Raw genomic sequence first — 21,576 nt, forward strand, 5'->3', positions numbered from 1 at the left:
GCGCCCCGCCAGGCCACTCCTGGCGCACCGCCCCCCAAAAATTCACACCCATTGCATTCAATTTCATCGAGGAGAAAACCATGACATTCCAACGCACCCTGATCGCCGCCTGCGCAGCTGGTCTGATGGCTACCACCGCTTTTGCCATGACCCCTGCGGAACACAAGGCCGCCAAGGAAAGCATCTCGGCAGACTACAAGATGAACAAGGAAAAGTGCGATGCCCTCAAGGCCAACGCCAAGGACATCTGCATGAAGGAAGCCAAGGGCGCGGAAGACGTGGCCAAGGCGGAACTTGAAGCCCAGTACAAGCCCAGCGCCAAGGCCAGCCAGAAGGTCGCTGAAGCCCGCGCCGATGCCGCCTACGCTGTCGCCAAGGAAAAGTGCGACGACCTGTCCGGCAACGCCAAGGACGTGTGCGTGAAGGATGCCAAGGCCGAACACGTGAAGGCCAAGGAAAACGCCAAGGTGGCCGCCGCCCAGGCCAAGCCTGCAGACACGGCCGCCGAAAAGGCTGCCAACGTAGCCGAGGCCCGCAAGGATGCCACCGCCGAGAAGAACGAAGCCAACTACAAGGCTGCCAAGGAACGCTGCGACGCCATGAGCGGCGACCTGAAGTCCAAGTGTGTGGATGACGCCAAGCGCATGTACGGCCAGAGCTGATCGGCCGGGCGCTGAGCGCCTGACCTGATCCCTTGCCCTATCAGGCTGTACCAGGCCCTGCCCGCTGCGCGCGGTGCAGGGCCTCGCTGCGTATGGGGATGCCATGACCTGCATCAACACCCCGCCGGGCCGGGGCTTCTAAGCTCGCAGCTTCGTTTGATCTGCCGCCCGCCCAAGGAGTCCCATGGCCCACCTCGAATGGTCTGATGCACTGAACCTCGACCTGCCCCTGATGGATGACACCCACCGGGAGTTTGTCGACCTGCTGGCCGCCGTGGACGAAGCCAGCGACGCGGAGCTGCTGCCCTGCTGGCGCACGCTGGTGGAGCACACCGAGCAGCATTTTGGCCAGGAAGACGACTGGATGGCCTCCACCCGCTTTGCCTCGGGCAACTGCCACAGCATGCAGCACAAGGTGGTGCTGCAGGTGATGCGGGAAGGCACGGCCCGTGCCGAGCAGGGCGACCTGAAGGTGCTGCGCGTGATGGCCAGCGAACTGGCGCTGTGGTTTCCGCAGCACGCGCAGAGCATGGATGCCTCGCTGGCCCTGCACCTGCGCCGCGTGGGTTTTGACCCCGCCACGGGCGTGGTGCACGCTCCCACAGCGCTGCCCGAGGCATTGATCCACGGATGCGGTGGCGCCACCTGCTCAGACTCCGGCGCGCCCGGTGCCGACGAGCCCGCTACCCAGCGTGATACTGCACCTGCCGTGGCAGCCTGACCCACCTAGTGACCGCTTGACCGCTGCAGCGGGCAAGCCGAACGTACCGTCCGAGCGATAGGGCCAGCGCACCGCCGGACGAAGCCATACGGGCAATCGGGCTAACACCCATGCAAGCGTGTGGCTTGTATGGCATGCTGCCCCATCTCAAGGCAAATGGGGGCGGCGCGGCCGCTTCGCGTCATGGCCGACACCACCCCTTCTGACGACCCCTGCGACGACACCGACCGCCTGCAAGCCCTGCAGCGCTACGGCATTCTTGACACCCCCATGGAGCCCGCTTACGACGAGCTGGCCGACCTGGCGGGTTACATCTGCGAAGCCCCCGTGGCCCTGATCAGCTTGCTGGACAACCAGCGCCAGTGGTTCAAGGCCGCGCGCGGTTTTGCACTGCGGGAGACCCCGCTGAACGAGTCCGTGTGCCGCTACGCCATCCGGCAGTCCGGCGTCTTCATCGTGCCCGACCTGGCGCAAGACCCGCGTTTTGCGCACTACGCCATCGTCACGCAAAAGAACCCGCTGCGCTTTTACGCTGGGGCGCCCCTGGTCACGCCGGACGGTTTTGTGCTGGGCACGCTGTGCGTGCTGGACCACCGGCCGCGCGAGCTGTCTGCCAAGGTGCAGGACCTGCTCAGTGCCCTGGCGCGCCAGGTGATCCGGCTGCTGGAGCTCAAGCGCGCCAACGACCGCCAGGGGCAGATGCTGGTGGAGCTGGAGGCGGCCCGCCACCAGATGGACGTGCTGGCCCATACCGATGTGCTGACCGGCCTGGCCAACCGCCGCTCGTTCACCGACCGCCTGCGCCAGGAATGGGCGCTGCTGCAGCGGGGCCATGAGCCGGCCTGCCTGCTGATGATGGACCTGGACCACTTCAAGCGCGTGAACGACGTGTACGGCCACCATGTGGGCGACCAGGCCCTGCAGCTGTTTGCCACGCTGTGCCGCGACGTCTTCCGTGCGGCCGATGTGCTGGGGCGCTGGGGCGGCGAGGAGTTCCTGGCCCTGTTGCCCGCCACGGGGCTCGACCAGGCACAGGTGGTGGCCGAGCGTGTGCATGCGGCGCTGGCCGCCCACCCGCTGCCCGGTATCGAGCCGGCGCTGGTGCTGTCGGTCAGCATGGGGCTCACGCTGTTCGACCCGCTGCGGCCGCTGGACATCACCCTGCGCCTGCTCGACTCTGCGCTCTACACCGCCAAACGCGAGGGGCGCAGCCGCACCGTGGTGGTGTAAATGCTCTGTTTTTGATAGCTGCTGGCGCATATTGCACTAGCGCTACCGGCCATTTCTATTGAAAACTGTGCCCAGAGGCCTGCGCAAGGCCCCCTGGCACACCTTCAGCACTCCGGGCGGCGCGGCAACAGCAAGGCCGCTGTGCGCCACGCCAGGTCGCGCAGCGCCCGGCGCAGGGCGGGCGAATCTGCGGCGCCGGTCACAGACCCTCCGGGGTCGAGGTGCGCCTCGGGGCGGCGGGGGCAAAAGGCCGCGTCCAGCACCTGCTGCTTGGCACAGTGCAAGGCCAGCCGGTCCTGCGACCGCAGGGCCGCCATCAACTGGTCGCGGTGGCGCTGTACGCGGTCCGCTTCGGCGGCGGTCAGCGCGGGGCCCCTCGCGGCGCCGGTGCTGGCGGGCGGCGTCAGGGCCTGGGCCTGCGCCAGGTACTGGGCCCAGCGCGTGGTGTGGGTGGCGGTGGCGTTCATGCGGCCTCCGTGCGGGGCGCTGCGGGGCGCTGCACCGGTGGCATGGTGGGGCGCGGGGGCGTGCCGCCAGAAGCCAGGCCGTACCAGTTCACCTTGCGCGTCAGCACCATCACCGCCGCCAGCACCAGGAAGAGTGCAATCGCCCCCACCACCAGCGCCGTCTGCTCCAGCTGCAGCAGCACGTACAGCAGGCCATACAGCAGCGCAATGCCCGCCCCCAGCGGAATGCCGCGCGTCAGCCCACCCAGCATGTGGCTGGCGTAGTAGGCCAGCAGCAGCACACACGCGCTGGCGGCCACCGCGTACGAGATGCCAAACGGCAGGTGTTCCGACAGGCTCACCAGCAGCAAGAAGAAGCTGCACAGCGCGCTGCCCACCAGCAGGTACTGCACCGGGTGCACACGCAGCTTCTTCATCAGCTCGAACAGGCCCACGGCCACGAAGGTGAGGGCGATGAACAGCACGCCGTACTTGGTGGCGCGGTCAGAGAGGGAATAGGGATTCACCGGGTCGATGAAGGCCACGCTGAAGCTGTCGGCGCAGTCGCCCGGTGTGGCCCCGGTGTGCGCATAGTCGCTGCCCTCATCCGCGCCCAGGCAGATGCGCTTGCCATTCGCAATGTCGGCCTGCGCCGTGGTGGCCAGCGACGACAGGCGCCACTGGGCCGAAAAGCCGGTCTTCTTGACCTCGCGCTCCGACGGCAGAAAGCGCCCGGCAAACGACGGGTGGGGCCAGCTGCTGGTCATCAGCACCTCGGTGGTGCCGCCCAGCGGCACGATGGCCAGGCGCTCGGTGCCCACCAGTTCCAGATCCAAGGTGGCTGTGAGGCCGTCGGCCTTGCCACGTACGGATTCGGGCAGCACCGCATGCAGGCCCCGGCTGTAGGTGGGGTGGAAGGTGCCGGGCTTGAGCGCCAGCGCCTGGCTGCCCATGGTGAACTGCGCGGTGCGGATGCCGCGCGCATCGCCCACAGCCATCATCACGATGGGCGCGCCGCAGTGCATGCGCGAATTCTTCATGCTGCTCTGCGGCAGCAGGCTGGCCAGCGAACCCCATTGCGCCGTCACGTTGGCTTTGAGGTTGTAGGTGTTCACCTTGTGCAGCCCGCGTGCGCGTTCTTCCATCGCGGCGCCGGCGGTGAGCTTGAGCAGCTCGGGCATGGCGGTCAGGATGAATTCGCGGCGCTTTTCGACCATGCGGCGCTCGTCGCCCTTGCCGACTTCTTCATCCCAGCTTTCCACGCAGGCGCTGTGGATCATGGGGCCCATCAGCGTCTGCGGCCCCGCCAGGCTCTCGGCCACGCTTTGAGCGGTGATGCTGCGGTAGCGCAGCCGGTCGCGCACCACGTCTTCGATCAGGCCCAGGCCAAAGAGCAGCAACACGGTGATGGCGGTCAGCGCCGCCAGCTTGGTGAACAGGGGGTGTTTGAACAAAAGATCCTCCACAAGTGACTGTTGTGGGGGCAGTGTTGTGGCTCGCTGTGAGGGCGCTATGAAGTTTGTGAGGCCAGTGTGAAGTGGCGGGGGTGACGTGCGAAGTACGGAGTGGGGTACTGGCAGAATCGACCGCCTGTGTCATCCACCTGGGGAGTGCCATGCGAAAAACAGCGTCCCGCTTCATGCCCCCGGTGGCTGTCCGCCCGCCCTTGCGCTGGCCGGCGCGGTGCTTTCTGGCCGTGATGGCGGTGGCCTTCATGGCCGTGTTCTGGACGCACCCCGTGGCGGTGGGCGGCTCGCTCCTGGCGCTCGGCAGTCTGGTGGCCGTCCTGAGCCGGCGCGAGGCCCTGCGCCTGGCCCATATGGCGCAAGGCCGTGCCGGGGAGTCGATCTGCCAGTTTGCCCGCTCCATCGACTGCCGCCGGGTGGACACCTGGGTGGTGCGCGCGGTGTACGAGGAACTGCAGCGCAGCTTGTCTGCCGTGGTTGCCGTGCCTTTGAGATTGACCGACAACCTGCAGAGCGACCTGCGTCTGGACGCTGACGACCTGGATGACCTGGTCGTTGACATGGCCCAACGGGCCCGCCGCAGCCTGGCCGACACATCGGCCAACCCCTTGTTCGGCAAAGTGATCACGGTGGGCGACCTGGTCGAATTTCTCCAGGCCCAGCCCCGCCTCCCGACAGGCTCCTAGGCTCTACGGAACTCCAGCGCCACCCGCAGCCCCGGCGCCGTATTGCGCGCTACCATCTGCCCGCCATGCAGCGCCATCACGCGCTGCACAATCGCCAGCCCCAGACCCGATCCGCTGCGCTCGCCGCCCGGCCGCGCGGTGGTGAAAAAGCGCTCGCCTAGGCGTGGCAGCGCGTAGTCGGGCACGCCGGGGCCGCTGTCTTGCACGGCCACAGTGGCGCCGTCCAGTTCCACCCGCACCGTGCTGCCTGTGGGCGCAAAGTCGATCGCGTTGTCCAGCAGGTTGGTCAGCGCCAGCGTCACCAGCTCGGCCTCCCACGGGCCGCTGGTGCCGTGGCCTTGCAGCGCCAGGGTGATGCCGCGCTGCCCGGCGCGGGCGCGGGTCTGGGCGATGGCGGCTTCGGCGCAGTCGTGCAGCGCCACGGGCGCGCGGCCTTCGGCGTGCTGGCGCTGTTCCAGCTTGGACAGCTCCAGCAGCCGGTCGATGATGCGCTGCAGGCGCTCACTCTGCTGCACCACCTGGGTCGCAAACTCGGCGCGGTCGGCGGCGGGCAGCTCGTCCTGCAGCAGCTCGCCCGCACCCCGGATGGCGGCCACAGGGCTTTTGAGTTCGTGCGTGAGCGCGCGCACATAGCCCTCGATGTAGTCGCGCCCCTCCAGCCGCGCGCGCATGCGGTCCATGGCGCGGGCCAGGTCGCCCAGCTCGCCGGGCACCTCGGGCACGGCCAGGGCCGTGGGGGGCGGGAGGTTCGGGTCGTGGCGCTCGCCGTCGGCCGGGCCCTGCACGCTCAGGGCGTAGTCGCGCAGGCGGCGCACGTTCCACACCATCCACAGCGTCACCGCCACGCCCACAGCAGCCGACAGCGCCAGCAGCAACAGCCCGCCCATGAACACCTTGCGCTCGGCCCGGTCGATGAAGCGCTGCACCGTGCGCGTGGGCTTGGCCACAGTGAGCACGCCCGCGATCTGGCTGTTCACGTAGATGGGCGCGGCCACATGCATCACGCCACTGGTGTCGTCGTCCTCCACATCGCGGGTGGAGCGTGCGCCGTACTCGCCGCGCAGCGTGCGCGCCACATCGCGCCAGCGCGAGTAGTCGGCGCCCACGGCGCGGTTTTCCGAGTCGAACAGCACGCGACCCGTGGTGTCGGTCACGTAGATGCGGTAGTCGAGCGACTGCTTGGAAAAGCCCCAGATCGCCGCGTCGATGGGCCGCGTGGCATAGCGGCGCACATGCTGCGCAAACGGGCTGGTGCTGCTGTTGTTGGCCTCTGCCGCCAGCCGCCCGGCGGCCAGGTCTTCACTGGCCAGCTCGGCCAGGATGTTGGCCGTGTCCACCATCATGTCCTCCATCACCTCGCGCACGCTGGGTTTGATCTCGGCCATGAACACGCGCAGCACAAAGAACGCGGCGATGCCGTTGATGAGGAAGAAGGCGAACAGCAGGCGGATGCCGAGGCGCATGGTGCGTTACTTCAAAAACAATAGCTTTCAGCGCTTGATAGATATGCGCCAGCGGCCAATTGGGCTTCAGATGTCCAGGCAGTACCCCATGCCCCGGTGCGTGCTGATGTACTCGCGCCCAGGGTCCACCTCGCGCAGCTTGGCGCGCAGGGTCTTGATGTGGGTGTCCACCGTGCGGTCGGTGCTTTCGCTGTCGTCGCCCCAGGCGGCGGCCAGCAGGGCGTCGCGCGAGTGAATGCGGCCTGCGCCGCGCAGCAGGTGGGACAGCAGGCGGTATTCGCGCCGGGTCAGCGGCAGGGCCTGGCCGCGCAGGCTGATGCGCTGGCCGGCCTCGTCGTCGTGGAACGGCGCAGCGGCCGAAGTGGCGGGCGCTGAGGCCTGGTGGCCGTTGCCATTTCCGTTCCCGTGGCCCGCACGGCGCAGCAGCGCCTTCACGCGGGCGGCCAGTTCGCGCGGGCTGAAGGGTTTGGTCAGGTAATCGTCCGCGCCCAGTTCCAGGCCCAGCACGCGGTCGATTTCTTCGCCGTGGGCGCTGAGCATCAGCACGGGCAGGGCGGCGGTGGGCGCGGTGTTGCGCACATCGCGCAGCAGGTCCAGGCCGCTGCCGTCGGGCAGGCCCACGTCCAGCACCAGCAGGTCAAACCGTGCGCTCTGCAGCTGCTGGCGCGCGTCGTGCACCAGCAGGCTGTGCGTGACGGTCAGGCCATCGCGCTCCAGCGCATAGGCCACGGTGCGGGCGATGGCGGGGTCGTCTTCGAGCAGCAGCAGGCGGGCGGACATGGAGGGTCAGCGTGCGACGAGGATGGGGAACAGCTTGCCCAGCCCGTCGGCCATCACTTCCACGGCCAGCGCAGCCAGAATGAGGCCCATGAGGCGGGTCATCACATTGATGCCGGTCTTGCCCAGCACGCGCGCAATCGGGTCGGCCAGCGCAAAGCACACGGCCGTGGCCAGCGCGATGACCACGCCGTAGCCCACCAGCGCGGCGTGCTGCCAGAAGGTCTGCGCGCGGTCAGCATAGATCACCACGGTGGACATGCTGGCCGGGCCGGTGAGCAGCGGGATGGTGAGCGGCACCACGGCAATGCTGCTGCCCGCAGCGGCCTTTTCGGCGCCTTCTTCATATTCGTTGGTGCTGGGCTTGGCCTCGGCGGGCTGGGCGTTGAGCATGTTCATCGCGCTGATGAGCAGCAACATGCCGCCGCCCACCTGGAAGCTCTGCAGCGAGATGTTGAAGAAGTCGAGGATCTGCAGGCCCAGCAGCGCACAGGCTGCAATCACGCAGAACACGCTGAAGCTGGCCACCTGGATGGTGCGGCGCCGCTGCGGGTACGAGAAGCCCTGCGTGTAGTGGATGAAGAACGGCACGATGGCCAGCGGGTTCACGATGGCCAGCAGGGTGATCAGGGGTTTGAGGTCCATCAGGGCGCTCCCAAGGGCAAGTGGGCAGGGTGGTTCTTCGGGGGGCTCAGGCCAACGGCCGATGAGGGTGGCGCAGCCCGGGCTGTGCGCGAGTATGCGGTGTTTTCTGCGCCGTTTGGCGGTCGGGCATGCTGCGCTGCAGCGTGCCTGCTACGGGTGGCTCCGGGCCTTCTCCCCTAGCGCCCGCCCGACACATCCATCAAGGTGGCGGTGGTGTAGCTCGCAGCGGGCGACATCAGCCAGACGATGGCCTCGGCCACCTCGTCGGCCGTGCCGCCGCGCAACATGGGCACCTGGTGCGAGAGGTCGCGCACGCGGTCGGGCAGGCCGCCGCTGGCGTGGATGTCGGTCTCGATCAGGCCCGGGCGCACGGCGTTCACGCGGATGCCCTCGGCCGCCACCTCGCGCGCCAGGCCGATGGTGAAGGTGTCGATGGCGCCCTTGGCCGCCGCGTAGTCCACATACTGGTGGGCCGAGCCCAGGCGCGAGGCGGCGCTGGACACGTTGACGATGGCGCCACCGCTGCCGCCATGGCGCGTGCTCATGCGCCGCACGGCCTCGCGGGCGCAGACGATGCTGCCGATCACGTTGGTGTCGAACATGCGGCGCAGGCGCTCGGTGCTCATTGCGTCCACCCGGGCGGTCACGTCCACCACCCCGGCGTTGTTGACCAGGGCGCTGATGCGGCCCAGCTCGGTGTCCACCGCCTGGAACATGGCCAGGATGTCGGCCTCGCTCGCCACGTCGCCCTGCACCGCGATGGCGGTGCCGCCGTCTGCACGGATGGTATCGACCACGCCCTGCGCGGCGGCCTCGTTGGCGAGGTAGTTGACGACCACGGCCCAGCCATGTTTTGCGGCCAGCCGTGCGGTGGCGGCGCCAATGCCCCGGCTGGCGCCGGTGATTAGTGCGATCTTCTCCATGGGGTGGGGTCTCCTGCAAGAATGGCGCATTGGAACAGGTTCTGCGCCCCGCCGCGCAGCGTCCTGGCCGACATCGCGGGCCTATTGCGGCCCATTCACGCGCCATATTTACCAAAGCAAAGGAGCATTCAGCATGGGACAGTTTGTTGATCTGACATCGAGTGACGGTTTTGTGGCCCCCGCCTGGATCGCCAAGCCCGAAGGCACGCCCCGTGGCGCCGTGGTGGTGCTGCAAGAGATTTTTGGCGTGAACTCGCACATCCGTTCGGTGGCCGACCGCTATGCCGCCAGCGGCTATCTGGCCGTGGCGCCCTCCACCTTCCACCGCGTCAAGCAGGGCGTGGAGCTGGGCTACACCGGTGACGACATGCAGGCCGGCATGGGCCTGAAGGCCGCCGTCGAGGCCTTGCCCGCGCCGGGCGTGATGCCCGACATCCAGGCCGCCATCGACTACGCCGCGCAGCAAAGCGGCGGCAAGGTGGGCATCGTGGGCTACTGCTGGGGCGGCCTGCTGACCTGGCGCTCGGCCTGCCAGCTGCAGGGCCTGTCGGCCGCCGTGCCGTACTACGGCGGTGGCGTGACCACACCGGAAGAAGTGGCCCGCACCCCCAAGGTGCCGGTGCTGGCCCACTTTGGCGAGCGTGACCACTGGATTCCGCTCGACAGCGTGCAGGCCTTCGGCAAGGCCCACCCGGAGGTCGAAGTGCATGTGTACGCCGCCGACCACGGCTTCAACTGCGACCAGCGCGGCAGCTACGACGAGGCCGCTGCCAACACGGCCCGCGAGCGCACGCTGGCCTTTTTTGCCAAGCACCTGGGCTGAGACCGCCCCAGTGACCGCGACACGATAGCGAACGACCAACGGGGGTGATCATGGCGGATTTCAGGCGTTTTTGGCCCCAAGCGCTAGTCCGTCATGCGCTGGCAGCTATGGGTTTGATAGCGTTGTGCGCTAGTGTCCATGCGGCCGACTACACCGGCCCCTTGTTCGACGCCCACCTGCACTACAACGAGGAAGCCTGGGACGGCAAAGCAGGCCCGCACCCACCTGCCGACGTGCTGGCGCGCATGAAGGCCAGCGGCGTGCGCGCCATCGTGGCCAACTCGCGGCCCAATGCCGGGTCGCTCACCCTTGCGGGCCTGCCGCAGACCCGCGAGGCCGGCGTGACGGTGGTGCCGTTTGTGCGGCTGTACCGCAACCGCGCCGACTACACCGGCTGGTTTGCCGACGACACCATCTACGACATGGTGCAGACCGAGCTGGCCCGGGGCACGCCTGCGGGCCCGTACCGGGGCCTGGGCGAATTCCACCTGTACGACAGCGCCAACGCCAACGGCCCCGTGGCCAAAAAGCTCATGGCCCAGGCCGAGCAGCGGGACCTGGTGGTGCTGGCCCATGTGGACGACACCGCCATCGACCTGCTGATGGCCAACACCCCATCCAAAGGCCAGAAGGCCCGGCTGATCTGGGCCCACACCGGTATCGGCGGCGCGCCGGTGGAGCGGGTGGACGCCCTGATGGCCCGCTACCCCGGCCTGGTGGGCGAACTCTCGTACCGCCCCGGCCTGGTGTGCGACGACAACCAGCTGTGCCCCGCCTGGCGCGCACTGCTGCTCAAGTACCCCACACGCTTTGTGATCGGCTCGGACACCTGGGTCAACCAGCGGTGGCAGCACTACGAAGCCCTGATGCAGGGCTACCGCCAGTGGCTGGGCGGCCTGCCCGCCGATGTGGCGCGCAAGGTGGCGTGGGACAACGCGGCGGGGCTGTTTGGGGTGGCCAGGCCGTGAGTGGGCCATCGCCGGTGCATTGAGGCTTGTGCCCTGGCAGCCTTCTAGCTGGCAGCCATTGAAACTGGCGCTGCCCCTACCAGCGACCGCCGTGCAAGGGCCGCCCCGCCGCACTGGCGGTGTCCCTCTTCCCGAATCGCGCCAGCGAGTCGAGAGAAGGGGGAAGGCGCGTAGCGCCTCAGGGGGATGTCACCGCGTCCTCGCCAGATACCGCTTGCGCCAGAACAGCAGCACCAGGGCCACCGCGATGAACACCATCGACCCCATGGCCCACCAGAAGCCATCGGCCTTGTGCACCAGCGGGATGAACTCGAAGTTCATTCCGAAAATGCCCGCGATCAGGTTCAGCGGCAAAAACACGGCCGTGAGTGCCGTGAGGGTGCGCATGATGTCGTTGGTGCGGTTGCTCTGCACCGAAAAGTGCATCTGCACGGCAGTTTCGGTGCTCTGCTCCAGGCGCCGCACGTGGTGCACCACGCGCTCGATGTGCTCCAGCACGTCGCGGCTGCGCACCTTGAGCAGGTCCAGCTCGCGCAGGCCGGTGGGGGTGTCGGGCAGGGCCCAGGTTTCCAGCGCGTCGATCCAGTCCTGTACGGCGGTGCGCTGGTCTTCGCAGATCTCGTCCAGCATGTGCAGCGACAGGCGCGCTTCAAGCAGCGAGGTCCAGTTCACATACCGCGCGCGGGGCTTGAGCAGTTCGGTCTGCCAGTGGTCCAGCTGGCGGGTGAGCTCGCGGCGCAGGTCCAGGTAGCCGTCCACCATCTGGTTGACCACGCGCAGCATCAGGTCGGCCGGGCTGGTGGGCAGGCGCGAGCCCGAGATGGGGCTGCTGCGGCCTTCGCCCATGCCGGGGCCCGCGTGGGCATTGCCGTGGGCGGCAGCATGGCTGGCGGTGGCGGTGGCGGTGGCGGTGGCGTTGGCGTTGGCGTTGGCGTTGGCGTTGGCGTTGGCGTTGGTGCCATTGCTATTGCCGTTGCCGTTGCCATTGCCATTGGCCGGCGTGGCCGCCAGCAGCCGCGTCGCGTAGGCATCGCGCACCGCGCAGTCGGTGGGGTGCACGGTCAGCAGCAGCTGGTCGAACACCGCAAACCCCACGGGGCTGGTGTCGATGCGCCGCAGCACGGGCGGGCCGCTGCGCTTGGCGGGGGCGTGGGGGTTGTCGGGCTCGGTTGCCACGGCTGGTGTGGCGGGCGGAGCCGTCACCAGCTGCTCGGGCGGCGCAGCATCGCCCTGCACCGTGGCCAGGCGGCGGAACACCAGCAGGTCGTACTGCGAGGTGTAGTCGTAGTGCGAGGGCAGCTGCGCGTTGAGCAGGTCGGACACATGCAGGTCCACCAGCTGCAGCCCGATCAGCGCCTGCAGGCGGCCCTGGATCTCGGCCAGCCGCGCCTGGAAGGCCGGACGGGCGCAGGCCACCCAGAGAAAGCCCTGCGCCGGCATCTGGGCGGGCAGGGCGGTCAGCTCCTGCACGCCGCTGCTGTGGATGTGAAAGATGCGCATGGACACCGTTTTCAGTCAAAAGCGCCCGTGGCGCCAGTGGAATATGCGCTGACAGCTATTATTTTTGTAGCTTGCGTGCCACGTCGCGCGCAAAGTAGGTCAGCACGCCGTCGGCGCCTGCGCGCTTGAAGGCCAGCAGGCTTTCCATCATCACGGCATCGTGGTCCAGCCAGCCGTTGGCGGCGGCGGCCTTGATCATGGCGTACTCGCCGCTCACCTGGTAGGCGAAGGTGGGCACCTTGAACTCGTCCTTCACGCGGCGCACGATGTCCAGGTAGGGCATGCCGGGTTTCACCATCACCATGTCGGCGCCTTCGGCGATGTCGATGGCCACTTCGCGCAGTGCTTCGTCGCTGTTGCCCGGGTCCATCTGGTAGACGTTCTTGTCGGCCTTGCCGAGCGCGCCGCGCGTGCCCACAGCGTCGCGGAACGGGCCGTAGAAGGCGCTGGCGTACTTGGCGCTGTAGGCCATGATGCGGGTGTGGATGTGGCCCTGCACCTCCAGCGCCTCGCGGATGGCGCCGATGCGGCCATCCATCATGTCGCTGGGCGCGACGATGTCCACGCCCGCTTCGGCATGCGTGAGCGCCTGGCCGGTGAGGATCTCTACCGTCTCGTCGTTGATGATGTAGCCGGTCTCGTCCAGCACGCCGTCCTGGCCGTGGCTGGTGTAGGGGTCCAGCGCCACGTCGGTCATCACGCCCAAGTCGGGGAATTCTTTCTTGAGTGCCCGCACCACGCGCGGGATCAGGCCGTTGGGGTTCAGGGCTTCCTTGCCGTCCGGCGTTTTGAGCGACGGGTCAATCGCCGGGAACAGCGCCAGCACCGGGATGCCCAGCTTCACGCAGTCTTCGGCCACGGGCAGCAGCATGTCCAGGCTCAGGCGGTCCACGCCGGGCATGGAGGTCACGGCCTCGCTGCGATTGGTGCCCTCGTGCACAAACACGGGGTAGATCAGGTCGTCGGCGGTGACCACGTTCTCGCGCACCAGGCGGCGGGTGAAGGCATCGCGGCGCAGGCGGCGGGGGCGGTTCTGGGGGAAGGGGGCAGGGCTTTGGAGGTGCATCATCGGATTATGAAGCCCTCCCTGTGGCGCTGTGTACCGGCTCGCGCCCCGGGGGCAGGAGGACGGGCGGCGGTGGTTGGCGCTTCGGGCGCGCTCTGAAAAAGCCGCTTGTAACCGCCCAGGCCCAGTGCTAGATTGGTGCCGGGCGGCTTGCCGCCCCCCGCTTTTCCTCCCTGAGCGGGACCTGGGCTGCAGCGATGCGGCACAGGCTTTCCCGGCCCGGCGGATCTGCCGGGCTTTTTTTTGGGGTTGTCCCGTCAGAGTGGCGTAGGCCCGTAAACTGCCCCCATGCTCTGGGTCAAAGCCTTTCACATCGTTTTCGTGGCCAGCTGGTTTGCGGGCCTGTTCTATTTGCCGCGCATCTTCGTCAATCTGGCGATGGTGGCGCCCGGCTCGGCCGCCGAGCGCGACCGCCTGCTGCTCATGGCGCGCAAGCTGATGCGCTTTACCACCCTGCTGGCCGTGCCCGCCATTGCACTGGGGCTGTGGCTGTGGCTGGGCTACGGTATTGGCCGGGGCCCGGGCAATGGCTGGATGCACGCCAAGCTGGCCGTGGTGGTGCTGGTCATCGGCTACCACCACGCGTGCAGCGTGCTGCTGCGCAAGCTGGCCGACGGCACCAGCCGCCGCAGCCATGTGTGGTTCCGCTGGTTCAACGAAGCACCCGTGCTGCTGCTGCTGGTGGCCGTGGTGCTGGTGGTGGTCAAGCCCTTCTGACGGAGACGCAGAGGGCGCATGCACAAAACCTCTGCCTGGCCGCTCGCGCTGACGTACACGGCGCTGATCGTCTTTGCCAGCCTGTTCCCGTTCGACGGGTGGCGCGAACAGGGTATTGACCCCCTGGTCTTTTTGTTTGCGCGGATCCCCCCGCCGTACTGGACGGGGTTTGACGTGGTGACCAACCTCGTGGGCTACGCGCCCCTGGGCTTCCTGCTGGTGCTGGGCCTGTTGCGCTCGGGCTGGCGGCATGTGCTGTGGGCGGTGGCGCTGGCCACGCTGGGGGGCTCGCTGCTGTCGCTGTGCATGGAGTTTCTGCAGATCTACCTGCCCCGGCGTGTGCCCTCCAACCTGGACCTGGCGCTCAACGCGCTGGGCACGTTGGCCGGTGCGTTGAGCGCCGCACTGCTGGAGCGGCTGGGCGCGCTGGACCGCTGGAGCGACTTCAGGGCGCGCTGGTTCGTGTCCGACGCTTCGGGCGGCATGGTGCTGCTGGCGCTGTGGCCGCTGGCGCTGCTGTTTCCGGCAGCGGTGCCCTTTGGCCTGGGCCAGGTGCTGGAACGGCTGGAGGCCGCACTCATCGACCTGCTGGCCGACACCCCGTTCCTGGAATGGCTGCCCCTGCGCGAGACCGAGCTGGACCCGCTGTCGCCCAGCGGCGAGCTGCTCTGCGTCACCCTGGGGCTGCTGATTCCCTGCTTGCTGGGGTATTGCGTGATCCGCCAGATGGGGCGGCGCGCCCTGTTTGCGCTGGCGGTGGTGGGGGTGGGCATCGTGCTGACCGCACTGTCGGCAGCACTCAGCTGGGGCCCCGTGCACGCCTGGGAGTGGATGGACCTGCCCGTGCGCGTGGGCGTGTGGGCGGCGCTGGGGCTGGCCCTGTTGATGCTGGCCCTGCCGCGCCGGGCCTGCGCTGCCGTGCTGCTGCTGGCGCTGACTTGGCACCTGGCGCTGCTGAACCAGGCGCCCACCAGCGCCTACTTTGCCCAGACCCTGCAGATCTGGGAGCAGGGCCGGTTCATCCGCTTTTATGGCCTGGGCCAGTGGCTGGGCTGGCTGTGGCCCTATGTGACGTTGCTGTATGTGGTGTTTCGGGTGTCGCGGCGAGACGCTGGAGCCTGAGACGCCGGGCGGCGGCCTCTGGCGTTCTGTATGGCCGCGCAGGGGTTTGGGGCTGCGCTCCGCCCAGTCTGGAAGGTGGGTGTCCTTAAAATGCGGGGATGAGCGACACCCCTTCCGCACCGGCCGCAGCGCCCGGTTACTACCAGCGCCACATCTTCTTTTGCCTCAACGAGCGCACCAACGGTGAAGACAGCTGCGCCCACCACAACGCGCAGGCGGGTTTTGACCGCTGCAAGGCCCAGGTCAAGGCCGCCGGGCTGGCGGGTGCTGGCAAGGTGCGTGTGAACAAGGCCGGTTGCCTGGACCGCTGCGCGGGCGGCCCTGTGGCTGTGGTCTACCCCGAGGGCACCTGGTACACCTATGTGGACGCGGCGGACATCGACGAAATCGTCGAATCGCACCTCAAGAACGGCCAGGTGGTGGAACGTCTGGTCACGCCAGCGGAACTTGGCCGCTGAGCGCGGCTCCATCCCTGCCTTGGAATGATTTTGGCAGCAGGCGCCAGTGGATCATGCCCCTGCTGCTATTGATTGAGTAGCAAATCCGTGAATGCCCAGACCGAACGCCTGACCCTGTCCGGCCCCGCAGGCGCCATCGAGGCCGTGCGCGACAGCGCCACCCTGGCCGATGGTGCTGCGCCCCGTGGCGTCGCCATCATTGCCCACCCCCACCCGCTGTTTGGCGGCACCATGGACAACAAGGTGGTGCAGACCCTGGCGCGTGCTTTTGTGCAGTGTGGCTGGACGGCGGTGCGCTTCAACTTCCGCGGCGTGGGCGCCACGGCCGGCGTGTACGACGAAGGCCGGGGCGAGTTGCAAGACCTGCTGGCCGTGGTGGAGCAGGTGGCGCCCGCCGCCGAGGGGCAACCCCTGGCGCTGGCGGGGTTTTCTTTCGGTGCGTTTGTCACCAGCCACGCCCTGGAGGCCCTCTGGCCCACGCAACGCGTGGAGAAGGCCGTGCTGGTCGGCACGGCCGCCAGCCGCTTCACGGTGGCCCCGGTGCCGCCCGACGCCCACCTGCGCACGCTGGTCGTGCACGGCGAGCAGGACGACACCGTGCCGCTGTCGGCCGTGATGGACTGGGCCCGGCCCCAGATACTGCCTGTCACAGTCGTCCCCGCGGGCGGTCATTTCTTTCACGGACAATTGCCGCTTCTGAAGAACCTGGTGGTCCGCCACCTGCAATCGGGCGCCTGAGGGGCGCTGCCCGGACCGGCTCCGGCCGTCTGCCGTCCTCCCTCTCCCGCCTTTTCTCCCATCCTTTTTTCGAGCCTCTCCAGCCCCCTCCTGCCCCATGAAACGAATCCTGTCTGCGTTGCGATCCCTGGCCGTCTTTGCTGCGGCGGCCCCGGCTGCCTTTGGCGCCTTTGCCCAGGCGCCCCAGCCCCCCGAAATCGCCGCGCGCACCTACATGCTGGTGGATGTCACTGCCAATCAGGTGCTGGCCGCCAAGGACATCGACGCGCCGGTGGAGCAGGCGTCGCTCACCAAGCTCATGACGGGCTACCTGGTGTTTGACGCGCTGCGCTCCAAGAAGATCGCGCTGGACCAGAAGCTGCCCGTGAGCGTGCGCGCCTGGAAGATGCCCGGTTCGCGCATGTTCATCGACCCCAAGATGCAGGTGCCGGTCGAAGACCTCATCAAGGGCATGATCGTGCAGTCTGGCAACGACGCCACCATGGCGCTGGCCGAAGGCGTGGGCGGCACGGCCGAGAACTTCGTCAAGCTCATGAACGACCAGGCCCAAGCGCTGGGCATGAAGGGCACGAGCTACAAGAACCCCGAAGGCCTGACCGAACCCGGCCACACCACCACGGCGCGCGACCTCTCCGTGCTGGCCATGCGGCTGATGAAGGACTTCCCGGAGTACATGCATTACTACTCCACCAAGCAGTACAGCTACCCCGGCACCCCGGCATCGAACGGCAGCAACCGCAATTCGCTGCTGTTCCGCGATCCCACGGTGGACGGCCTCAAGACTGGCCACACCGCCGCTGCGGGCTACTGCCTGGTGGCTACGTCCAAGCGCGAATTCCCCGGTGTGGGCCAGCGCCGCCTGCTGTCCATCGTGTTGGGTGCCGCGAGCGAAAACGCGCGCGCGAACGAAAGCCAGAAGCTGCTGAACTGGGGCTACACCGCGTTCGAGGCGGTCAAGCTGTTTGACGCTGGCAAGCCCGTGGCGACGCCTCCCGTCTGGAAGGGCACTGAAAGCACCCTCAAGATCGGTCGCGAAGACGCCATCGTGGTGGCGGTGCCATCCGGCAGCGCCGGCAAGATCACCACCCAGATCGCCCGCCCCGATCCGCTCGTGGCGCCCTACACCAAGGGCCAGGCCATCGGTACCCTCAAGGTCATGCTGGGCGACCAGTCCATCGGCGAAGTGCCTCTGGTGGCGCTGGAGGCCGTGGAGCAGGCCGGCATCCTGGGCCGTGCATGGGACGCCATCCGCCTCTGGATCAAGTAAGGCTGGGTGGAAGAAGTGAAGGGGTTACTTCTGAAACCATAGCTGGCTGCGCAGGTCCGGCAAGCGCCGGGCCTGGTTTGAGCCTCCTTTTCCCGGTCGGTGCGTGCCAGTTGCCGGGGCCGCGACAGGTGCCCCAGGGTGCCGTAAGCCGCAGCAGGCTTGCCTTTCAGGGGGCATCCTGCTACATTAGAAGGCTTTTCGGAATTTCCGAAGGGATTCACGTTTTCGCTTTCACGAAGCAAATTCACGTTTAGGGACGTATTTCATGCCAACCATTAATCAACTGGTCCGTCAGGGGCGCGAGGTCGAAAAGACCAAGTCCAAGAGCCCTGCGATGGAAAACTCTCCACAGCGCCGTGGCGTGTGCACCCGTGTGTACACCACGACGCCTAAGAAGCCTAACTCCGCTCTGCGTAAGGTCGCCAAGGTGCGCCTGACCAACGGTTTTGAGGTGATCTCCTACATCGGCGGTGAAGGCCACAACCTGCAAGAACACAGCGTGGTGCTGGTTCGCGGCGGTCGTGTGAAGGACTTGCCCGGTGTGCGTTACCACATCGTACGTGGTTCGCTGGACTTGCAAGGCGTGAAAGACCGCAAGCAAGCCCGCTCCAAGTACGGCGCGAAGAAGCCAAAGGCCAAGTAAGCCCTGGCCCTTTCGGTCTGAAGAATTTTCGGTGCTGTTTTTCCGCGTGGCGCGGAGTTGCAGCGTAGTGACCCCAAACGCAGGTGTTCTGCGCGGGTCGAGTAAGTGGGAGTCCAGAGATTGGCTCTCGCGGTGTCTGAAAAGATGCCAACTGAAGCAAAGATAGAGGTAAAAAATGCCACGTCGTCGCGAAGTCCCCAAACGTGAAATCCTGCCGGATCCCAAGTTCGGCAATGTAGAGCTGTCCAAATTCATGAACGTGATCATGGAAGGCGGCAAGAAGGCAGTTGCAGAGCGCATCATTTACGGCGCCCTGGAACTGATCGAGAAGAAGCACCCCGATAAGGACCCTCTGGAAGCCTTCACCGTTGCCATCAACAACGTGAAGCCCATGGTGGAAGTGAAGTCCCGCCGCGTCGGCGGTGCCAACTACCAGGTGCCTGTGGAAGTGCGTCCCGTCCGTCGTCTGGCCCTGTCCATGCGCTGGATCAAGGAAGCCGCCCGCAAGCGCGGTGAAAAGTCGATGGCCCAACGTTTGGCCAACGAACTGCTGGAAGCCACCGAAGGCCGTGGCGGCGCCATGAAGAAGCGTGACGAAGTGCACCGCATGGCCGAAGCCAACAAGGCATTCAGCCACTTCCGCTTCTAAAACGCGGATTTGCCCTGATATAGGCCCAAGGCTGCTGGCGTTTTGCCTGCAGCCTTGTGTCGATTTCAGGCAGTCACAAAATTGACGGGTTGCAGCGCCAGAATGCTGGGCCCGCCCCCGAAAACACGAACCATCCAAGGATCCACCATGGCTCGCAAGACCCCCCTCGAGCGTTACCGCAACATCGGTATCTCGGCCCACATTGACGCTGGCAAGACCACCACAACCGAGCGTATTCTTTTCTACACCGGCGTGAACCACAAGATTGGTGAAGTGCACGACGGCGCGGCCACCATGGACTGGATGGAGCAAGAGCAAGAGCGTGGCATCACGATCACCTCGGCGGCCACCACCTGCTTCTGGAAGGGCATGGACATGTCCTTCCCCGAGCACCGCATCAACATCATCGACACTCCCGGCCACGTGGACTTCACGATCGAAGTGGAGCGTTCCATGCGCGTGCTGGACGGCGCCTGCATGGTGTACTGCGCCGTGGGTGGCGTGCAGCCCCAGTCGGAAACCGTCTGGCGCCAAGCCAACAAGTACAAGGTGCCTCGTCTGGCCTTTGTGAACAAGATGGACCGTACCGGTGCCAACTTCTTCAAGGTCGTTGACCAGATGAAGCTGCGCCTGAAGGCCAACCCTGTGCCTATCGTGATCCCGATCGGTGCTGAAGACAACTTCAAGGGCGTGGTTGACCTGCGCAAGATGAAGGCAATCATCTGGGACGAAGCCTCCCAGGGCATGAAGTTCACCTTCGAAGACATTCCGGCTGATCTGGTCGAAGTGGCCAAGGAGTGGCGCGAGAAGATGGTCGAAGCGGCTGCTGAAGCCTCCGAAGACCTGATGAACAAGTACCTGGAAGAGGGCGATCTGTCGGAAGAAGAGATCACCCAAGGCCTGCGCACGCGCACCATCAACGGCGAAATCCAGCCCATGCTGTGCGGCACGGCGTTCAAGAACAAGGGTGTGCAGCGCATGCTGGACGCCGTGATCGAACTCATGCCTTCGCCCCTGGATGTGCCTCCCGTGCCCGGCTTCGACGAAGACGACAAGGAAGTCACCCGCAAGGCGGACGACAACGAGAAGTTCTCGGCCCTGGCATTCAAGCTGATGACCGACCCGTTCGTGGGTCAGCTGACGTTCGTGCGTGTGTACTCCGGCGTGCTCTCCAAGGGCGACACCGTGTACAACCCCGTGCGTGGCAAGAAGGAACGTATCGGCCGTATCGTGCAGATGCACGCCAACGAGCGCCAGGAAGTGGACGAAATCCGCGCCGGTGACATCGCTGCTTGCGTGGGCCTGAAGGACGTGACCACGGGTGAAACCCTGTGTGATCCCGCCGCCGTGGTGACGCTGGAGCGCATGGTGTTCCCCGAGCCTGTGATCCGTCAGGCTGTGGAACCCAAGTCCAAGGCCGACCAGGAAAAGATGGGCATCGCCCTGTCGCGCCTGGCTGCAGAAGATCCATCGTTCCGCGTGCAGACCGACGAAGAATCCGGCCAGACCATCATCGGTGGTATGGGCGAGCTGCACCTCGAAATCATCGTGGATCGTATGAAGCGTGAATTCGGCGTGGAAGCCAACGTGGGCAAGCCCCAGGTGGCCTACCGCGAAACCATCCGCAAGACGGTGGAAGAAGCCGAAGGCAAGTTCGTGCGCCAGTCCGGTGGTAAGGGCCAGTACGGTCACGTTGTGCTCAAGATCGAACCCAACGAAGCCGGCAAGGGCATCGAGTTTGTGGACGCGATCAAGGGCGGTGTGGTGCCTCGCGAATTCATCCCAGCGGTGGAAAAGGGTATCAACGAAGCCGTGACGCAAGGCGTGCTGGCTGGCTACCCCGTGGTGGACGTCAAGGTCACGCTGCACTTCGGTTCGTACCACGATGTGGACTCGAACGAACTGGCGTTCAAGATGGCTGCCATCTTCGGCTTCAAGGAAGGTTGCAAGAAGGCCGGTCCGGTCATTCTGGAACCCATGATGGCCGTGGAAGTGGAAACGCCTGAAGACTACGCCGGTAACGTGATGGGCGACCTGTCCAGCCGTCGCGGCATGGTGCAAGGCATGGACGACATGGTCGGTGGCGGCAAGGCCATCAAGGCTGAAGTGCCCCTGTCCGAAATGTTCGGCTACTCCACGACCCTGCGCTCCATGTCGCAAGGCCGCGCCACCTACACGATGGAATTCAAGCACTACAGCGAAGCACCTCGCAACGTGTCTGAAGCCATCATGGCAGCACGCGCCAAGTAAGTAAGCATTTCGCCCGGGCCGATCTGGTCCGGGCTTTGTTTTGTCTGCGATCCGGTGCCACTCTGTTCCCTGTGCGGAGTGAATCAGCAACCAGATGCAGACGTAAAACCACTACACAGGGATTGCTCTTTGGAGAATTAAAATGGCAAAAGGTAAGTTTGAACGCACCAAGCCCCACGTGAACGTGGGCACGATCGGTCACGTGGACCATGGCAAGACGACGCTGACGGCAGCTATCGCCACGGTGCTGTCCTCCAAGTTCGGCGGCGAAGCCAAGGCCTACGACCAGATCGACGCTGCGCCCGAAGAAAAGGCCCGCGGTATCACGATCAACACCGCCCACGTGGAATACGAAA

The 21,576-nt window shown here is 66.3% G+C and carries 23 protein-coding genes; 15 read left to right on the forward strand and 8 right to left on the reverse strand.

The window, feature by feature from the left end; translation table 11 throughout:
• The first annotated feature begins 80 nt into the window (after positions 1 to 80).
• The 3 genes from ACODSM_RS20905 to ACODSM_RS20915 all read left to right on the forward strand — a co-directional run bounded on the left by ACODSM_RS20905 (position 81) and on the right by ACODSM_RS20915 (position 2,613).
• Positions 81 to 662, forward strand: coding sequence for a hypothetical protein (locus ACODSM_RS20905; RefSeq protein WP_488806766.1), 582 nt, complete (start codon positions 81 to 83; stop codon positions 660 to 662).
• Between the two features lie 184 nt (positions 663 to 846).
• Positions 847 to 1,383 (forward strand): hemerythrin domain-containing protein, encoded by a 537-nt coding sequence (locus tag ACODSM_RS20910; protein ID WP_488806767.1) that lies wholly within the window; start codon positions 847 to 849, stop codon positions 1,381 to 1,383.
• A 183-nt stretch (positions 1,384 to 1,566) separates the two neighbouring features.
• Positions 1,567 to 2,613, forward strand: coding sequence for a GGDEF domain-containing protein (locus tag ACODSM_RS20915; protein WP_060985336.1), 1,047 nt, complete (start codon positions 1,567 to 1,569; stop codon positions 2,611 to 2,613).
• A 104-nt stretch (positions 2,614 to 2,717) separates the two neighbouring features.
• Here ACODSM_RS20915 and ACODSM_RS20920 read toward each other — a convergent pair whose 3' ends face one another.
• Positions 2,718 to 3,080, reverse strand: coding sequence for a hypothetical protein (locus ACODSM_RS20920; RefSeq protein WP_488806768.1), 363 nt, complete (start codon positions 3,078 to 3,080; stop codon positions 2,718 to 2,720).
• Positions 3,077 to 4,513: a cell envelope integrity protein CreD gene (gene creD, locus ACODSM_RS20925; protein WP_488806769.1), complete on the reverse strand. Its 1,437-nt coding sequence runs from the start codon at positions 4,511 to 4,513 to the stop codon at positions 3,077 to 3,079. Before creD ends, ACODSM_RS20920 begins: the two co-directional genes overlap by 4 nt.
• Positions 4,514 to 4,674: 161 nt before the next feature.
• Between creD and ACODSM_RS20930 the strand changes: the two genes are divergently transcribed.
• Positions 4,675 to 5,211 (forward strand): hypothetical protein, encoded by a 537-nt coding sequence (locus tag ACODSM_RS20930; RefSeq protein ID WP_488806770.1) that lies wholly within the window; start codon positions 4,675 to 4,677, stop codon positions 5,209 to 5,211.
• Here the strand turns inward: ACODSM_RS20930 and creC are convergent.
• From creC to ACODSM_RS20950, 4 genes are all read right to left on the reverse strand, one after another.
• Entirely contained in the window at positions 5,208 to 6,674 is a 1,467-nt protein-coding gene (creC, locus tag ACODSM_RS20935) for a two-component system sensor histidine kinase CreC (RefSeq protein WP_488806771.1), read from the reverse strand. The two genes, ACODSM_RS20930 and creC, sit on opposite strands and share 4 nt — an antisense overlap.
• 66 nt (positions 6,675 to 6,740) lie before the next feature.
• Positions 6,741 to 7,454, reverse strand: a complete 714-nt coding sequence (locus ACODSM_RS20940; protein ID WP_488806772.1) for a response regulator — start codon at positions 7,452 to 7,454, stop codon at positions 6,741 to 6,743.
• A 6-nt stretch (positions 7,455 to 7,460) separates the two neighbouring features.
• The gene (locus tag ACODSM_RS20945; RefSeq protein ID WP_055402029.1) at positions 7,461 to 8,096 is read right to left on the reverse strand and encodes a MarC family protein; all 636 of its coding nucleotides are present in this window, start codon (positions 8,094 to 8,096) and stop codon (positions 7,461 to 7,463) included.
• A gap of 176 nt (positions 8,097 to 8,272) precedes the next feature.
• Positions 8,273 to 9,019 (reverse strand): SDR family oxidoreductase, encoded by a 747-nt coding sequence (locus ACODSM_RS20950; protein ID WP_108497344.1) that lies wholly within the window; start codon positions 9,017 to 9,019, stop codon positions 8,273 to 8,275.
• 133 nt (positions 9,020 to 9,152) lie between these two features.
• On the opposite strand from ACODSM_RS20950, the gene ACODSM_RS20955 reads away from it, so the two are divergent.
• Positions 9,153 to 9,842: a dienelactone hydrolase family protein gene (locus ACODSM_RS20955; RefSeq protein WP_108497343.1), complete on the forward strand. Its 690-nt coding sequence runs from the start codon at positions 9,153 to 9,155 to the stop codon at positions 9,840 to 9,842.
• Between the two features lie 107 nt (positions 9,843 to 9,949).
• Positions 9,950 to 10,810: an amidohydrolase gene (locus tag ACODSM_RS20960; protein WP_488806773.1), complete on the forward strand. Its 861-nt coding sequence runs from the start codon at positions 9,950 to 9,952 to the stop codon at positions 10,808 to 10,810.
• Positions 10,811 to 10,999: 189 nt separating this feature from the next.
• Here ACODSM_RS20960 and ACODSM_RS20965 read toward each other — a convergent pair whose 3' ends face one another.
• Positions 11,000 to 12,310: a magnesium transporter CorA family protein gene (locus tag ACODSM_RS20965; RefSeq protein ID WP_488806774.1), complete on the reverse strand. Its 1,311-nt coding sequence runs from the start codon at positions 12,308 to 12,310 to the stop codon at positions 11,000 to 11,002.
• Between the two features lie 58 nt (positions 12,311 to 12,368).
• The gene (hemB, locus tag ACODSM_RS20970; protein WP_343736226.1) at positions 12,369 to 13,376 is read right to left on the reverse strand and encodes a porphobilinogen synthase; all 1,008 of its coding nucleotides are present in this window, start codon (positions 13,374 to 13,376) and stop codon (positions 12,369 to 12,371) included.
• A 288-nt stretch (positions 13,377 to 13,664) separates the two neighbouring features.
• Between hemB and ACODSM_RS20975 the strand changes: the two genes are divergently transcribed.
• From ACODSM_RS20975 to ACODSM_RS21015, 9 genes are all read left to right on the forward strand, one after another.
• A complete protein-coding gene (locus ACODSM_RS20975; RefSeq protein ID WP_015012180.1) occupies positions 13,665 to 14,093 on the forward strand; it encodes a CopD family protein in 429 nt (142 codons plus the stop codon).
• An 18-nt stretch (positions 14,094 to 14,111) separates the two neighbouring features.
• Entirely contained in the window at positions 14,112 to 15,215 is a 1,104-nt protein-coding gene (locus tag ACODSM_RS20980) for a VanZ family protein (RefSeq protein ID WP_488806775.1), read from the forward strand.
• Positions 15,216 to 15,313: 98 nt separating this feature from the next.
• Complete coding sequence (locus tag ACODSM_RS20985; RefSeq protein ID WP_015012182.1) at positions 15,314 to 15,673, forward strand: (2Fe-2S) ferredoxin domain-containing protein; 360 nt, start codon at positions 15,314 to 15,316, stop codon at positions 15,671 to 15,673.
• A gap of 87 nt (positions 15,674 to 15,760) precedes the next feature.
• The gene (locus ACODSM_RS20990; RefSeq protein ID WP_056642991.1) at positions 15,761 to 16,411 is read left to right on the forward strand and encodes an alpha/beta hydrolase; all 651 of its coding nucleotides are present in this window, start codon (positions 15,761 to 15,763) and stop codon (positions 16,409 to 16,411) included.
• A 97-nt stretch (positions 16,412 to 16,508) separates the two neighbouring features.
• A complete protein-coding gene (locus ACODSM_RS20995) occupies positions 16,509 to 17,678 on the forward strand; it encodes a D-alanyl-D-alanine carboxypeptidase family protein (RefSeq protein ID WP_488806776.1) in 1,170 nt (389 codons plus the stop codon).
• Between the two features lie 265 nt (positions 17,679 to 17,943).
• The gene (gene rpsL, locus ACODSM_RS21000; protein ID WP_015012185.1) at positions 17,944 to 18,321 is read left to right on the forward strand and encodes a 30S ribosomal protein S12; all 378 of its coding nucleotides are present in this window, start codon (positions 17,944 to 17,946) and stop codon (positions 18,319 to 18,321) included.
• A 175-nt stretch (positions 18,322 to 18,496) separates the two neighbouring features.
• A complete protein-coding gene (gene rpsG, locus ACODSM_RS21005) occupies positions 18,497 to 18,970 on the forward strand; it encodes a 30S ribosomal protein S7 (RefSeq protein WP_005798541.1) in 474 nt (157 codons plus the stop codon).
• Between the two features lie 147 nt (positions 18,971 to 19,117).
• The gene (fusA, locus tag ACODSM_RS21010; protein WP_015012186.1) at positions 19,118 to 21,220 is read left to right on the forward strand and encodes an elongation factor G; all 2,103 of its coding nucleotides are present in this window, start codon (positions 19,118 to 19,120) and stop codon (positions 21,218 to 21,220) included.
• A gap of 142 nt (positions 21,221 to 21,362) precedes the next feature.
• On the forward strand, positions 21,363 to 21,576 hold a 214-nt coding region (locus ACODSM_RS21015; RefSeq protein WP_488806777.1), incomplete at its 3' end, for a GTP-binding protein.

Source organism: Acidovorax sp. FG42 (genome assembly GCF_057809195.1).